Genomic DNA, 13,726 nt, shown 5'->3' with positions numbered 1-13,726 from the left:
TTCGGTGGTTGAGTTAGTGCGCGAAGTTATCCTCGGCGCGCTGCCGACGATTGGACGGATTTGTCGTTCGGCACGACTTGCTGCCTGGCGGGCAACAAAACAATGGAATGCTGCAGCGGCGGTACCGCACGGTGGCGGGGTTCACACCGCAGTTTTGGCCGCGTCCAGGCCGCATCCGGTATTTGCTGCTGCTCCTGCGCGCGTATGCGACGCCATGTACTGCGAAGGCGGCGTAATCTTGTTTGCATGAACCCACCTTGATTGCATGAACACACGCAGGGCGTGCAGGAGACCTGAAATGAGCGACCAGACAATGCCGCAATACGAGCTGCGCTTCCAGTCCCTTGTCGATGGGCAGTGCTACGCGTTTCCATGCAATCCCGCGGGCCATGTCGACATGAACCAGTTGAGCGACCGGGTGCGCAACGACTATCTCTTTGCGCGCGCCTTGGTTGGCCGCGACATGGCTCCCCCGGCCATGGAGTGTTGCAGGATGTCCCGATGATTGGAATACATGTTTGCTAGCGATGTGATCGTGATTGGCGGCGGCCTGGTCGGCACCGCAGTGGCCTACGGGCTGGCGCAGCCCGGCAAGAACATCACGGTATTGGATGAAGGCGACGATGCGTTTCGCGCGTCGCGCGGGAATTTCGGCCTGATCTGGGTCCACGGCAAGGGCCGCGGCTTTCCCCAATATGCCCGCTGGACCCGGGAGTCCGCCCGGCAGTGGCCCGCGCTGGCAGCCCAACTCCAGGAGCAAACCGGCATCGATGTCCAGGCCAAGCGGATGGGCGCTTTCACCCTGTGCTTTTCCGAGGCTGAACTCGAGGCGCGGCGCGAGCGGCTTGCCGCCGTGCGCGATGAAGCAGGCGGCGACTACCCGTACGAGATCCTGGACCGCGCGGCCCTGCTGCAGCGATTGCCCCACATCGGACCGACGGTGATCGGCGCCAGCTACTCGCCGATGGACGGTCACGTCAATCCACTCAAGCTGCTGCGCGCCTTGCACAGTGCGTGCACCCAGCGAGGCGTGATGCTCAAGACGGGCCACGGGGTGCAGCGCATCACGCACGCGGACGGCGTGTTCACAGCGCACAGCGGCGGCCAGCAGTTTCGCGCGCCCAAGCTGGTGCTGGCGGCGGGGCTGGGCAATGCAGGCCTGGCCGGGCAAGTGGGCCTGCATGCGCCGGTGCGGCCGAATCGCGGGCAATTGATCGTCACCGAGCGATGCGAAAAGATCCTCGACTATCCCACCGGCCATATCCGCCAGACCGACGAGGGCGGCATCCAGATCGGCGAGTCCATGGAAGATGCGGGCTTTGACGACAGCACGACCAACAAGACGTTGGCCGAGCTCGCGCGCCGCGCCATCGCCAGTTTTCCCGTGATCGGCCAGCTCAACGTGGTTCGGGTATGGGGCGCGTTGCGGGTGATGACGCCCGACGGTTATCCGATCTACCAGGAATCGAAGTCCTGCCCGGGCGCGTACGTCGTCACCTGCCACAGCGGCGTGACCCTGGCCGCGGCCCACGCCTTTCGCATCGCTCCGTGGATCAACGGCGCAGCCGCGCCCGAGGAGCTTGACGCGTTCCGGGGCGATCGCTTCCCCACCGCCCCTCCGACACAGGCCCTGGACCACCACCATGCCCACTGAACCGCTCTTTCGCCCGATCTCCGCCCCCACCGAAGCCTTCATCGACGTCGAGTTCGACGGCCACCCGCTAGCGGTGCCTGGCCAAGGCTCGGTGGCTGCGGCCTTGCTGGCGGCCGGCGTGACGCGCTTTCGCTCCACACCCGTGTCGGGTGCGCCACGTGCTCCCTACTGCATGATGGGCGTCTGCTTTGAATGCCTGCTGGAAATCGACGGCGTGGCCAATCGCCAAGCCTGCCTCGTGACGGTGCAACCGGGCATGAAAATCCGCTCACAAGAAGGCGCCCGCCATGCAGCTTGACGCGGACGATGCTGTTGTGGACGTCGCCGTGGTCGGCGCGGGCCCGGCGGGTCTCGCAGCGGCCGCCACCGCGGCCGCACTGGGGCTGTCGGTCGCGTTGCTCGACGAGCAGGCGCATCCCGGCGGACAAATCTACCGTGACGTGAGCCGCGCCGGCGTCGATCGGCTGCAGGTGCTCGGCCACGACTACGCCGCCGGCCGGGCGCTGGTCGAGCGCTTCGCGCAATCGACCGCGCGGCACGTGGGCGGCGCGGCGGTCTGGAACGTCACCCGCGATCGCGTCGTTCACTACTTGAAGGATGGGCGATCCCAATCCATCACGGCCGGCCAGGTCATCCTGTGCACCGGAGCGATGGAGCGGCCCTTTCCAATTCCGGGCTGGACGCTGCCCGGCGTGATGACCGCCGGCGCGGCGCAGATTCTTCTCAAGAGCGCCGGGCTCGCGCCGTCGCAGCCCGTCGTGCTGGCGGGCTGCGGACCCTTGCTGTACCTGCTGGCCTGGCAGTACTTGCGGGCCGGTGTGCGCATCGGCGCCATCGTCGACACCACGCAGCGCGGCGACTACCTGCGGGCTCTGCGCCAAGTCGGTGGCGCCCTGGCGGGATGGCGCGACGTTAGGAAAGGCCTAGTCCTGATCCGCAGCATCAAGGGCGCCGGCATCCCCTTTTATCGCGGCGCAACCGATCTCGCTGTGGAAGGCGGCGAACGGGCCACGGCCCTAACCTTTCGTGTTGGGGCCACGTTGCACCGCGTCCAGACCGACCTCGTGTTGTTGCACCAGGGCGTGGTGCCGAACAACCAGATCACTGCGTCGCTGCGGCTCGCGCACCGTTGGGACGACCAGCAGCTGTGCTGGGTGCCGCAGACCGATGCCTGGGGCCGCCTCGCGCTGGACGGCTTCCTGATCGCCGGCGACGGCCGTGGCATTTCGGGCGGCGCCGCGGCGGCCTTGCAAGGACAGCTCGCCGCACTGGCGGCAGCACACAGCGCGGGGCGCTTGCCAGAACTCGAGCGCGACCGCCAGGCCAAGATTCTGCGGTCGGCACTGCGTCGGCAGCTGCACATTCGGCCCTTTCTCGATACGCTTTACCGTCCCAAGCTCCAGCACCGCGTGCCGGCCGACGACGTGATCGCCTGCCGCTGCGAGGAAGTCTCGGCTGGCGAGCTGCGCCGGATGGTCGCGCTCGGCTGCACGGGGCCGAGCCAGACCAAAGCCTTCTCGCGCTGCGGCATGGGCCCCTGCCAGGGCCGCCTTTGCGGCCTCACGGTTACCGAGGTCATCGCGCAGGCGCGCGGCGTCTCTCCGGCCGAGGTCGGCCACTACCGGATCCGCCCTCCCATCAAGCCGATCACGCTCGAAGAGCTGGCGGCACTTTGATTCCCCCGCACACTTTGTCATTGCGGGCTTGACCCGCAATCCATCGCACGTTGGCCGACGCCATCTCCGGCGAGGCATGGATCCCGGGTCAAGCCCGGGATGACAACCCAGGGGGGCGTCAGGACAGCTTGTCCTTCAGCCGGTAATACGCACCGACCAGCGGCAGGAACCAGGGAGGGCCGAAGTGGCCCGGGATGGCGGGCCAGGTGAAGTCTTTCCAGGGATTCAGGTCGGTGCGTCCGTCCATGACCTCCGCCATGATCGTCCCCATCAGGGTCGACATCTGGGTGCCATGGCCGCTGTAGCCCATGGAGTAATAGATGCCGTTGCGCTCGCCGGCGCGTGGTAGCCGGTCACGCGTCATGTCGACCATGCCGCCCCAGCAATAGTCGATGCGCGCGCTGCGGAGCTCGGGAAAGATGTCGTGCAGTGCATCGCGCAAGATCACGCCGCTTTTTTCGTCCGAAGCCGGGTCGGAGACGGCAAAGCGGGCGCGCCCCCCGAAGAGCAGCCGGTTGTCGGGCGTGGTGCGGAAGTAGTTGACCAGGTTCTTCGTATCGACCGCCATCCGGCGCCTCGGCAGGAGCCGATCCAGAGTCGCCGTCGGCAGGGGTTCGGTGACGATCAGGAATGCGCCGACCGGCACGATCCTGCGGCGGATCCAGCCCAGCGGCCCGGTCTGCGAGGTTCCGCTCGCCAGAAAAACTTGGCTTGCATGGAGCCGGCCCTTCGGTGTTTCGATCAGGTGGCCTCCGCCAGGCGCCGGTCGCAGGCCCGTCATCGGCGTGTGCTCGTGGATTTCAGCGCCGCGCCGCGCCGCCGCTTCCGCCAGGCCGCGGACGAAGCGCCCCACATGCATGCCGGCGCCCTTGCGGTAGACCAGCCCGCCGTAGTAGCGGTCCGACCCCACCTCGCTCGCCAGATCCGCGCGGCTCACCATCGCCGTGTCGGGATCGACGTTGGCGGCCAGCAGTTCCTGGCTGCGCACCAGCTTCTCGTAGTGCTCGGGCTTGGCCGCCAGCTTGATCTTGCCGACGCGCGCGAAACTGCAGTCGATGTTCTCTTCGGCCACCAGGCGCTCGACCATGTCGACCCCGGCGTCGAAAGCCCGGTAGAGCCGGTTCGCGACGTCCTTGCCGAGTTTGGCCGACATCATGCCGTAGTCCTGGGCGAAGCCGTTGTTGCACATGCCGCCGTTGCGGCCGGATGCCGCGTTGCCGACCGTCTCCGCTTCCAGCAGCACGACGCGTGCGCCCTTCTTCGCAAGCGCCAGCGCGGCCGAAGAACCGGTGAGGCCGCCACCGATCACTGCAACGTCGCAGCTGCCCTGCACCGGCCCCGGGTCGGCGCTCTTGAATGGCTCCGATGTGTCCAACCAATAGGATGTCAGCTTCATATCGCCTCTGGAATGATTGTTGTCTAATTGAACGACTGGCTGGCGAGCCCGAACATGCACGCCGGGCCGGTGGATGCAAGCTGCGTCCCGAGGACCATGGTGGTGGCCTTATCGACCTGCCGCAGGCCGATGCGCTCGAGCCACTCCCCGAGTTGCAGCGCGGCGGAGGTGTCGACCCGCACGAACGCGCTCCCGAGGCGCGCGAGCGCGGCCTCGATCAAGGCGCGCGCATCGGACGGGCTTTCGGCGACCACAGGACCGATGACATGGCCGCGGCCGAACAGGCGGCAAATGGCGTAGCCGCAGGGCACGCCGTCACGCAGAAGCACATCAGCGTCGCCGAGCTCGACGAGCCGGCGCAGCATCGCTTGTCTCGCCCAGCCCGTAGCTTGCTGATCAAGACGCGCGACCGCCTCGAAATCCGGCGCAGCCATCGCCCTGACGAGGCTGGGCGGCGGCGCCTCATGGCGCTCCTTGGGAACGCCCTGATGCTGCTGGATGACACCGATGGGCACGAACCCACGGCGCTCATAAAGCGCCAGACCTTCGGCCGTCGAGTTCAAGGTGATGGTGCGCGGGTGTGCCGCCGCCAGCAGCTCATCCATCAGCCGGGCACCATAACCGCGGCCTTGGGCGGCTTTCGCGACGATGATCATCCCGGCGCAAGCATGGGCCTCGCCGTACGGCCACCAGACTGCTGTCCCGATCACATCGCCGGCGTCGTCCTGCAGCACGAACCCTTGGCCCAGCTGGAGCGCGACATCCCAGTCCTCGATCCGATAGGGCCAAGCCATCTCCTGCGACAACTTCAGGGCGCCTTCCAGGTGTGCTTTGGCGAACGGCACCAGGACCACGTCATCCATCACAGCCAGCCCCCGAAACGCGGCCACTCGGCCTCGACCTTGCCGGAGGTGCCGCGGACGACGTGATAGCCCCGGTGCTGGGCGCTCGTGGCGCAAGCGTGGTTCGGCAGAATCCGCACGCGGTCCCCGATGGCGAGGTCCGGCAGCACCCCGTTCGAGCCTGGCCGCACCGTGATGATCCCGTGTTCCTGGTTCGCATCGCCAACAATCAAGTCGGCATAGGGGATGCCGGCGGTGTCGCACACCAGCCCGTAGCCTTGGTTGACCGCCTGCTTGGAGGTGCCTCGGTCCTGCGACATGGCCATCCAGCCCGCGTCGATGAGGATCCATCCCTTCTCGCGCTGGTGCCCGATCACCGTCGCGAGCACCGAAACGGCGATGTCCTCGACCTGGCAGACGCCGACCCCGGCCATCACGAGATCGAAGAACACGAACACGCCCGCCCGCACTTCGGTCACGCCGGTAAGGTCTGTTGCGCTATGTGCCGTCGGGGTGGAGCCCACACTGAGCACGGGGCAAGCCAGCCCTGCTTCCCGCAGGATCGCGGCGGCGTCGACAACGCTGCGCCGCTCGGCCTCCGCACACTGTCGCAAGGCCTCGGCCCCGCGCGCGGTGTAGCTCCCGCCGGCATGGGTCATCACGCCGCGCAGTTCCGCACCGTCCGCCAGGGCACGGCCGATATCGACAAGGCGCTGCCTGTCGCCAGGCAGCACGCCCGAGCGGTGGCCATCACAGTCGATCTCGATGAGGGCCGGAATGCGCGTTCCCGCCTCGCGTGAGGCCTGCGCAACGGCCTGTGCCTGTTCCACGGTATCCAGCACCACGGCAACATCGGCGCCCTGGGCGCGCAACCCAAGCACCTGCGGCAGCTTGGCTGGCGCAATGCCGACGGCGTAGATGATGTCCCGCACGCCGGCCGCCACGAACTGCTCAGCCTCCCTGAGCGTCGAAACAGTGGCGGGACCGGCCGGCGAGCTCATGACGCGCCTTGCGACCTCCACCGACTTGGCTGTCTTGAGATGCGGACGCAGGGACACGCCAAGGCCGTCGAGCCGGGCTCGCAAGCGTGCGATGTTCCGCTCCATGCGGTCAGCGTCGAGGATGAGGCAAGGGGTCGCCAGTTCATCCAGCGTGCTTGCCGTCTTTTGCGCTTGCTCTTGCTCTTGCGCCTGTTCCATGGATATTGCTGTTCCCAATGTGTTGTCTCCAGTTGTGCTTCAGATCACGTTCCAGGCATATTGCGCCGGTTTGATGCAGATTACAATTAATCAAGTCTGCACTCACAGTTAAGGCTGCCCTTTATGATCAGCTCGGACGATCTTCACTTTTTCAACGTGTTGGCCAAGTCTGCGACGCTTGCCGAAAGCGCCAGGAAGCTGGACGTCACGCCGCCCGCCGTCACCCAGCGCTTGCAGGCGCTGGAGGCCCGTATCGGAATCCGCCTGATCGACCGGTCCGGCCGCAAGATGAGCCTGACCGATGAAGGCGCCCTCGTTGCATCGCACGGGATGATCGTGGCCGATGCGCTGGAGGCCCTCTCCGAGGCCTTGGCCGATCGAAAGAAGGCGGTCGGCGGGCACCTGCGCATTGCCGCCCCTCACGGCTTTGGCCGGGTTCATGTGGCACCGGTGGCCGACGCTTTTGCACGGACCCATCCCGGCGTGACGGTCACCCTCGACCTCTCCGACCATCCGGGCGCGCAATCGGTCGAGACCAGCGACGTCATCATTCACATCGGCCCGCCGGGATCCCTCAACCAGATCGTGACGACGCTGGCGCCGAACCGGCGCATCCTCTGCGCCAGCCCGGACTATCTGGCCAAGGCCGCACCGATTCACTCGCCTTCAGACCTGATGCGGCATCGCTGCCTCGTGGTCAGGGAAAACGACGAGGACGTCACCCTCTGGCGCTTCCTGCACCCTTCCCGGGAGCCGGAGACAATCCGCATCCACCCCACCATGTGCAGCAATGACGGGGCGGTCGTGCGCGACTGGGCGCTCGCAGGGCAAGGTGTCGCGATCCGGTCGGAGTGGAATATTGCCGGCGACCTGGCGGCCCGCCGGCTCAAGCGGGTACTTCCGGGCTGGGAAATTCCCGCCGCGGATGTCATCGCCATGCTTGGGACACGCTTCGGACGGAGCGCGCGCACAACGGCCTTTCTGGCCATGCTGCGCCAAGCCCTTTCGCCGCCGCCGTGGCGGCGAAAGGCGGGTCGCTGACTCAGCCCTTCGCTGGGCCGCTCCCAAGGAGGGCTGCGCCCCCTCGGGGGGCAGCGAACGCAGTGAGCGTGGGGGCTGGCACCCTCAGGCCGTGACCCAGACCTTGCGCACGGTTTCGAGCGTGCGCCAGGTGCCTGTGTAGCCGGGCTTCATGATGAAGCAATCGCCCGCCCTGTAGGTCACCGGGGGCCGTCCATCCTCGGTGATCTCGGCCACCCCGGACAGGATCAGGCAGAACTCCCACGTGTCGCCCTTGATGGAGCGGTTGACCCCCGGGGTCGACTCGAACACGCCGGCACGGACCTTGCCGTCCTTGGCACTGTCGACATCCCAGCTGCGACACACGATGTCGCCTTCGATGACGCGATCGGCGGGCGGCCGGTATTCGCGCGGCTCGCCAAGTTGGTCGAGCTTGAATGTGACGAGAAGATTGTTGGGCATGGAATTGGGGTCCTTGGGACAAAAAGAAACGTGGCGAGCTCAGCTGCGACAGCTGGTGTTCATGCGTCGAGCCAGACGTTCTCCGCAAAGTTGTACCCCATCAACCCACCCAGCGGAATCGGCGACAGGCCCTTGAGCTTTTTCGTATGGCCGTCGATGCTGGACATGAAGAACGGAACACCGATGCCCCCGTCCTCGTGGATCATGACCTGCATGTCGGCGTACATCTTCGCGCGCTTGGCCGTGTCGGGTTGCGCCCGCGCGGCCAGTAGCAGTTGGTCGAACTTCGGGTTCTTCCAGCCTGCCTCGTTCCACGGCGCGTCGGACTTGAAGAACTGCGTGAGCAGCACGTCGGCCGACGGCCGCGGGTTGATGTTGCCGAAGCCCACCGGATGCTTCATCCAATGCTGCGACCAATAGCCGTCCGCCGGCATGCGGCGCACATCCAGGTTCAGCCCGATCTGGCGTGCGGCGTGCTGCATAACCAGGGCCATCTCCGCGGAGTTGGTGGCGGCGGGCGACACCACCACCGGGATGGCTGCGCTGCCGAGGTTGGCCTTCTGCACGTGCCACTTGGCCTTTTCGGGGTCGTAGGGCCGCTGCTTGAGCCCCTTGAAGTAGAAGCGGTCGCTGGGGTGGATGGGCTGGTCGTTGGCCATCTCGCCGTAGCCCAGCAGGATGGACTTGACCATCTGCTCGCGGTTGAACAGGTGCTTCATCGCCAGCACGAAGTCCGGGTTGCTGCCGGGTGCGCTGTCTCGGCGCATGATCAGGTCGGTGTAGAGGCCGGCCTTGGTCTCAAAGATCGCGTGCTTGGCGCTGCCCTTGATGCGGTCCACCGAGCGCGGGTTGATGGCCATGGTCAGGTCGATCTCGCCGGTCAGGAGCGCGTTGACGCGCGCCGCCTCGTCGCCGATGCCCACATACTCAATCTCGTCTAGGTAGGGGCGGTTGGGCTTCCAGTAGTTGTCGTTGCGCACGGCCACCGAGCGCACACCCGGCTTGAAATCCTTGAGCTTGTAGGGGCCGGTGCCGATGCCCGCCATGTGCGCGTTCACGTCGGTGACGCCGTCGCGCACGATATGGAAGTGCCAGGTACCCAGAATGGCCGGCAGGTCGGCGTTGGGTGCCACGAGGCGGATGGTCACTTCGTGCGGGCCGGTGGCCTTCACCTCTTCGATCTGCTCGGCCAGCACCTTGGCCTTGGAGCCGGTCGACGGATCCTTGTGACGCAGGATGGAGAACACCACGTCGGCAGAGGTGAACGGCTTGCCGTCGTGAAAAGTCACGCCCTGGCGCAGCTTGAACACCCAGGTTCTGGCGTCCTTGGTGCTGAACTCCTCGGCCAGCGCAGGCCGGGGCGTCAGGCTGCCGTCTAGGGAGGTCAGCCCGTTGTAGAACATGCAGCTGCGGATGTAGTCGGTGTGGTTGGAGCACTTGGCCGGATCCAGCGTGTCGCTGAGCGCGGCGGTCGCCCCGGCCACCTTGATGCGCCCGCCCTTGCGCGGGGCCGCCGCCTGCGCCGCGGCCGCCGTCGAGGCCAGGCTGCCCGCCAGCGCGGCCTGCATGCCGCCGGCCGCCAGCATGGCCAGCACGTCGCGCCGGCTGGCGCCGCGCTGCAGTTCGCCCATGATGCGATGGCTCTCTTCGGGGCCTATCAGGCTGCTTATCTGCTCTTGTTTTGTCATTTTTGTGTCTCCTCGGTGGAAAAAAAGTCAGGCGAACTTGTTCTTGATCTGGTAGTACAGGCCCACGGCGGGCAGGAACCAGGGGGTTCCGAAATGCCCCGGGATGGCGGGCCAGGGGTTGTCGCGCCACGGGTTGGCCGCCACATCGCCGGCCATCACCCGGGCCATGCACTCGCCCATGTGCACCGACATCTGGGTGCCGTGGCCGCTGTAGCCCATGGAGTAGTACAAGCCGTCGGTTTCGCCGGCATGCGGCAGGCGGTCCTGCGTCATGTCGACGGTGCCGCCCCAGCAGTAGGCTATGCGCACATCGCGCAGCTGCGGGAACATCGCCACCAATTGCTCGCGCAGCACCTGGCCGCTCTTGGCGTCCGAGCGTGGACTGGACAGCGCAAAGCGCGCACGCCCGCCGAACACCAGCCGGTGGTCGGGCGTGATGCGAAAGTAGTTGTGCAGCGTGTCGGTCGTGGTGTAGGTGCGGCGCTGCGGCAGCAGGGCCTGCAGGACGCTGGGGTCGAGCGGCTCGGTCACAATGATAAAGCTGCCGATCGGCACGATGCGGCGCCGCCAGAAGGAGAAGCTGGAGTAAGCACCCACGCGCGTCGCGCCGGTGGCCAGCAGCACCTGGTCCGCATCGATGGCGCCGCGTTGGGTGTGCACGCGGTGCGCATGACCGTTCAGCCGCTGCAGCCGCTCCACCTGCGTGTGGTCGTAGATCTGCGCGCCGCGCCGCGCCGCGGCCTCGGCCAATCCGCGGCCGAATTGGCCCATGTGCATCTGGGCACTCTTCTTGAACAGCAGGCCGCCCGCGAAACGGTCGCAGCCGATCTCCTCGTGGATGCGCTGCGGCGGCACCAGCTCGACCTGCGGGTCGGCCTCGCGGCGCAGCCGTTCAAAACTGCGCGCCAGCTGCTCATAGTGCGCGGGCTTCGAGGCCAGCTTGAGCTTGCCTCGGCGGTGGAAATCGCAAGGAATCGCCTCCTCGCGCACGATGCGTTCGACCGTATCCACCGCGTTGTCGTAGGCGCGGTACCAGGCGGCCGCGCGCTCGACGCCCACGCGGGCCGCGACGGTAGCGTAGTCCACAGCAAGGCCGTTGTTCACATGGCCGCCGTTGCGCCCGGACGCTTCGGCCGCAACGGCCGAAGCCTCCAGCACCACCACGCGGGCACCGCGCATGGCCAGCGTACGGGCCGCCGACAGGCCAGTGAAGCCGCCGCCGACGACCACCACGTCGGCCTTGGCGGGCAAGGCATCGGTCTGGCCTTCGAACGCAGCCGTGCTATCAGTCCAGAACGATTCGAGCTTCATGATGCCTGGGGGATGCGAGGCCGCGCTCATGCGCTGCCGTAGATGATCCAGATCTTGCGCGTGGTCTCGATGCAGCGCCACTTGCCGACGTAGTCCGGCTTCATGACGAAGGCGTCGCCGGCCTGCACGCGGATGGGTTCCTTGCCGTCTTCGATCAACTCCGACACGCCGGAGAGGATGTGGCAGAACTCCCAGACGCCGCCCTTGATCGATCGGATGGTGCCGGGCGTGATTTCCCACACGCCGGTGCGCACCTTGCCGTCGGGCGATTGCTCCACGTCCCAGTTCATGAAGCGCGGATCGCCGGCGATCAGGCGCTCGGGCAAGGGGCCGCTCTCACGGCCAGGGCCGAGGTCGTCGAGTTTGAAGAAAGTGAGCTCGCTCATTTGTATCGGGTCCTTTTGCAATTGAATGAAAGCGGGAAGTCAGGCGCGCGCCGGATTACAGGCCGACCAGTGCCGGCAGCCCGTTGATGTCGCGAATCTCCACGTGGGTATAGAACTCGTTGGGCTTGGGCTCGTGGCCACGGTTGACGAACACCTTGTTCTTGATGCCCATGTCATGGGCCGACATCAGGTCGTAGCGCGGGCTGGAAGACACGTGCAGGATGTCGTCCGGTGAGCAGCCCAGCTGGTCGAACATGTACTCGAAGGCCTGCAGGCGCGGCTTGTAGGCGCCGGCGTCCTGCGCCGTGTACACCTTGTGGAAGGGCGCTTCCAGCTTGCGGACGTTGGAGTCGATCTGCTCGTTCATGGCATTGGACAGGATCACCAGCGGGATCTTGTTGCCCACGCGCGTGAGCGCATGCGGCACGTCGGTGTGCGGGCCCCAGGTGGGCACGGCGTCGTAAAACTTCTGCCCGTCCTCCTCGCGGTAAGTGACCCCGTGGCGCTTGCAGACGCGCGCCCACGCGGACTTGAGCACCTGGTCGTAGGGCTTCCAGTCGCCCATCGCCTCATCCAGCCGCAAGGCGCTGAAATCCTTGATGAACTGCTGCATGCGCTCGGGCGACAGCTGCTCTCCCACAATGGCGTACGCCACCTCGTGCATGCGGAAGTAGATGAGGGTGCCGTAGCAGTCGAAGGTGATGTACTTGGGTTTGAAGATCATGATTTGCCTCGTTGGTAGGGGAGTGGAGAAAGGGTTCAGGCGACCGGGAAGTCCCTCAGCGCACGCCTGCGGCGCGGCCCGACCTCCACCGCCGGGCGACGGAGGGGAAACGGCCGGTAGGCACGGAGAGTAGGCGGCAGTCGACGGACATCGGTAAGCTTCCTGTTGTCGCGGTGGTTCAATAGGAGCAATCCTAGGCAGCATCCGCCGCAGTTGTTGCGGTTCTGCGCGGCGCGAACGCAGCATTCATCCGGAGTACCGCGGGCTCCAGGCGCTTTGTGCCGTTCTTCGCGCGGACGTGGCCGGCGCCAAGATCGTACAAGCCGCGGGGCCGTTGCGCCGAGCATCATCGTCCCCAAACCGCCATTGACGTTTTGAAGGGAAGTTCTATGTCCGACCATGTTTTCACTCCACAGGCTGCGCTTGCGGCGGTGGGCCGTCCCCTGCCCGACGGTGTGTCGGTGCGGCGGTTGAATGCGGACGACCTGGAGGCGGCACAAGCGCTGTCGCGCGAGTTCCAGTGGCCTCACCGCCTGGAGGACTGGCAGTTCAGCCTGGCGCATGGCCAGGGCGTGGCGGCGCTGCGTGACGGCGAACTGGTAGGCACCGCGCTGCATTGGCCCTGGGGCAAGCAGCATGCGACGGTGGGCCATGTGATGGTGTCGCCGCGGATGCAGGGGCAGCGCGTGGGCCAGCACCTGATGCACGCGGTGATGGCGGGGCTGGAAGACCGCACGGTGCTACTGCACGCCACGGTCGAAGGTCGCGGCCTGTATGAACGGATGGGCTTCGAGATCGTCGGCGAAATCCGGCAGCACCAAGGCTTGGCCGCGCCGGCGCAACTGGTGGCCCTCGCGCCGGGCGAGCGGCTGCGCCCACTGGGTCGCAATGACGCAAAGGCACTCGTCGCCTTGGATGCCCGTTCTGCCGGCATGCCGCGCGAAGCGATGCTGCGCCAGCTGCTGGCCGAAGGCCAGACGGTAGTGCTGGCACGCGGCGGCGAAGCCCTGGGGTTTTCCGTCGCGCGGCGCTTCGGGCGCGGCTATGCCGTCGGCCCCGTGGTGGCGCCGGATCTCGCGAGCGCGCAGGCGCTCGTCGGGCATTGGTGCAGCCGCTTTGCCGGCAAGTTCCTGCGCATCGATGTGGACGCCGCCAGCGGCTTGCCCGAATGGCTCGAAGCGCAGGGCCTGCCCCGGGTGGACACGGTCACGACCATGGTGCGCAACGGCCCGCTGGAGCGAGGCCCGGCCGTCGGCGGCTGGGCGCTGGTCAACCAGGCCATGGGGTAGGAATGGCCCACCCCCGTTCAGGCTCACTTCGTGTAGCCTGCTCCCCCCTCAGGGGGCGCACTCTGCGGCCCGGCAAAGC

At 66.6% G+C, this 13,726-nt stretch carries 14 protein-coding genes; 6 read left to right on the top strand and 8 right to left on the bottom strand.

The window, feature by feature from the left end; translation table 11 throughout:
• The first annotated feature begins 298 nt into the window (after positions 1-298).
• From AC1DS5_RS16240 to AC1DS5_RS16225, 4 genes are read left to right on the top strand one after another with little or no spacing between them, the layout of a single operon-like run.
• Complete coding sequence (locus tag AC1DS5_RS16240) at positions 299-505, top strand: hypothetical protein (protein WP_477719282.1); 207 nt, start codon at positions 299-301, stop codon at positions 503-505.
• 9 nt (positions 506-514) lie between these two features.
• Positions 515-1,654, top strand: a complete 1,140-nt coding sequence (locus AC1DS5_RS16235; protein ID WP_477719281.1) for an NAD(P)/FAD-dependent oxidoreductase — start codon at positions 515-517, stop codon at positions 1,652-1,654.
• Complete coding sequence (locus AC1DS5_RS16230) at positions 1,644-1,952, top strand: (2Fe-2S)-binding protein (RefSeq protein ID WP_477719280.1); 309 nt, start codon at positions 1,644-1,646, stop codon at positions 1,950-1,952. The genes AC1DS5_RS16235 and AC1DS5_RS16230 overlap by 11 nt, the downstream gene beginning before the upstream one ends.
• On the top strand, positions 1,942-3,330 hold the full coding sequence (locus tag AC1DS5_RS16225) for an FAD-dependent oxidoreductase (RefSeq protein WP_477719279.1): 1,389 nt from the start codon (positions 1,942-1,944) through the stop codon (positions 3,328-3,330). The genes AC1DS5_RS16230 and AC1DS5_RS16225 overlap by 11 nt, the downstream gene beginning before the upstream one ends.
• A 118-nt stretch (positions 3,331-3,448) precedes the next feature.
• Here the strand turns inward: AC1DS5_RS16225 and AC1DS5_RS16220 are convergent, their stop codons facing one another.
• From AC1DS5_RS16220 to AC1DS5_RS16210, 3 genes are read right to left on the bottom strand one after another with little or no spacing between them, the layout of a single operon-like run.
• Complete coding sequence (locus AC1DS5_RS16220; protein ID WP_477719278.1) at positions 3,449-4,726, bottom strand: NAD(P)/FAD-dependent oxidoreductase; 1,278 nt, start codon at positions 4,724-4,726, stop codon at positions 3,449-3,451.
• Between the two features lie 23 nt (positions 4,727-4,749).
• On the bottom strand, positions 4,750-5,589 hold the full coding sequence (locus AC1DS5_RS16215; RefSeq protein WP_477719277.1) for a GNAT family N-acetyltransferase: 840 nt from the start codon (positions 5,587-5,589) through the stop codon (positions 4,750-4,752).
• Positions 5,589-6,767 carry a DSD1 family PLP-dependent enzyme gene (locus tag AC1DS5_RS16210; protein ID WP_477719276.1) on the bottom strand — a complete coding sequence of 393 codons (1,179 nt, stop codon included), beginning with the start codon at positions 6,765-6,767 and terminating at the stop codon, positions 5,589-5,591. Before AC1DS5_RS16210 ends, AC1DS5_RS16215 begins: the two co-directional genes overlap by 1 nt.
• A gap of 123 nt (positions 6,768-6,890) precedes the next feature.
• On the opposite strand from AC1DS5_RS16210, the gene AC1DS5_RS16205 reads away from it, so the two are divergent.
• Positions 6,891-7,808 carry a LysR family transcriptional regulator gene (locus AC1DS5_RS16205; protein ID WP_477719275.1) on the top strand — a complete coding sequence of 306 codons (918 nt, stop codon included), beginning with the start codon at positions 6,891-6,893 and terminating at the stop codon, positions 7,806-7,808.
• 84 nt (positions 7,809-7,892) lie between these two features.
• Here AC1DS5_RS16205 and AC1DS5_RS16200 read toward each other — a convergent pair whose 3' ends face one another.
• The 5 genes from AC1DS5_RS16200 to AC1DS5_RS16180 are packed head-to-tail and all read right to left on the bottom strand — an operon-like array spanning position 7,893 to position 12,358.
• Entirely contained in the window at positions 7,893-8,249 is a 357-nt protein-coding gene (locus tag AC1DS5_RS16200; protein WP_477719274.1) for a cupin domain-containing protein, read from the bottom strand.
• Positions 8,250-8,308: 59 nt separating this feature from the next.
• Positions 8,309-9,937, bottom strand: coding sequence for an ABC transporter substrate-binding protein (locus tag AC1DS5_RS16195; protein ID WP_477719273.1), 1,629 nt, complete (start codon positions 9,935-9,937; stop codon positions 8,309-8,311).
• A 27-nt stretch (positions 9,938-9,964) separates the two neighbouring features.
• Positions 9,965-11,248: an NAD(P)/FAD-dependent oxidoreductase gene (locus AC1DS5_RS16190; RefSeq protein ID WP_477719272.1), complete on the bottom strand. Its 1,284-nt coding sequence runs from the start codon at positions 11,246-11,248 to the stop codon at positions 9,965-9,967.
• Between the two features lie 26 nt (positions 11,249-11,274).
• A complete protein-coding gene (locus AC1DS5_RS16185; RefSeq protein ID WP_477719271.1) occupies positions 11,275-11,634 on the bottom strand; it encodes a cupin domain-containing protein in 360 nt (119 codons plus the stop codon).
• Between the two features lie 55 nt (positions 11,635-11,689).
• Positions 11,690-12,358, bottom strand: coding sequence for a haloacid dehalogenase type II (locus AC1DS5_RS16180; protein ID WP_477719270.1), 669 nt, complete (start codon positions 12,356-12,358; stop codon positions 11,690-11,692).
• Between the two features lie 389 nt (positions 12,359-12,747).
• Between AC1DS5_RS16180 and AC1DS5_RS16175 the strand changes: the two genes are divergently transcribed.
• Positions 12,748-13,647: a GNAT family N-acetyltransferase gene (locus AC1DS5_RS16175; protein WP_477719269.1), complete on the top strand. Its 900-nt coding sequence runs from the start codon at positions 12,748-12,750 to the stop codon at positions 13,645-13,647.
• Positions 13,648-13,726: the final 79 nt, after the last annotated feature.

It is taken from the genome of Polaromonas sp. P4_H1 (assembly GCF_056400945.1).
This window is presented reverse-complemented; position numbering and strand designations above follow the sequence as displayed.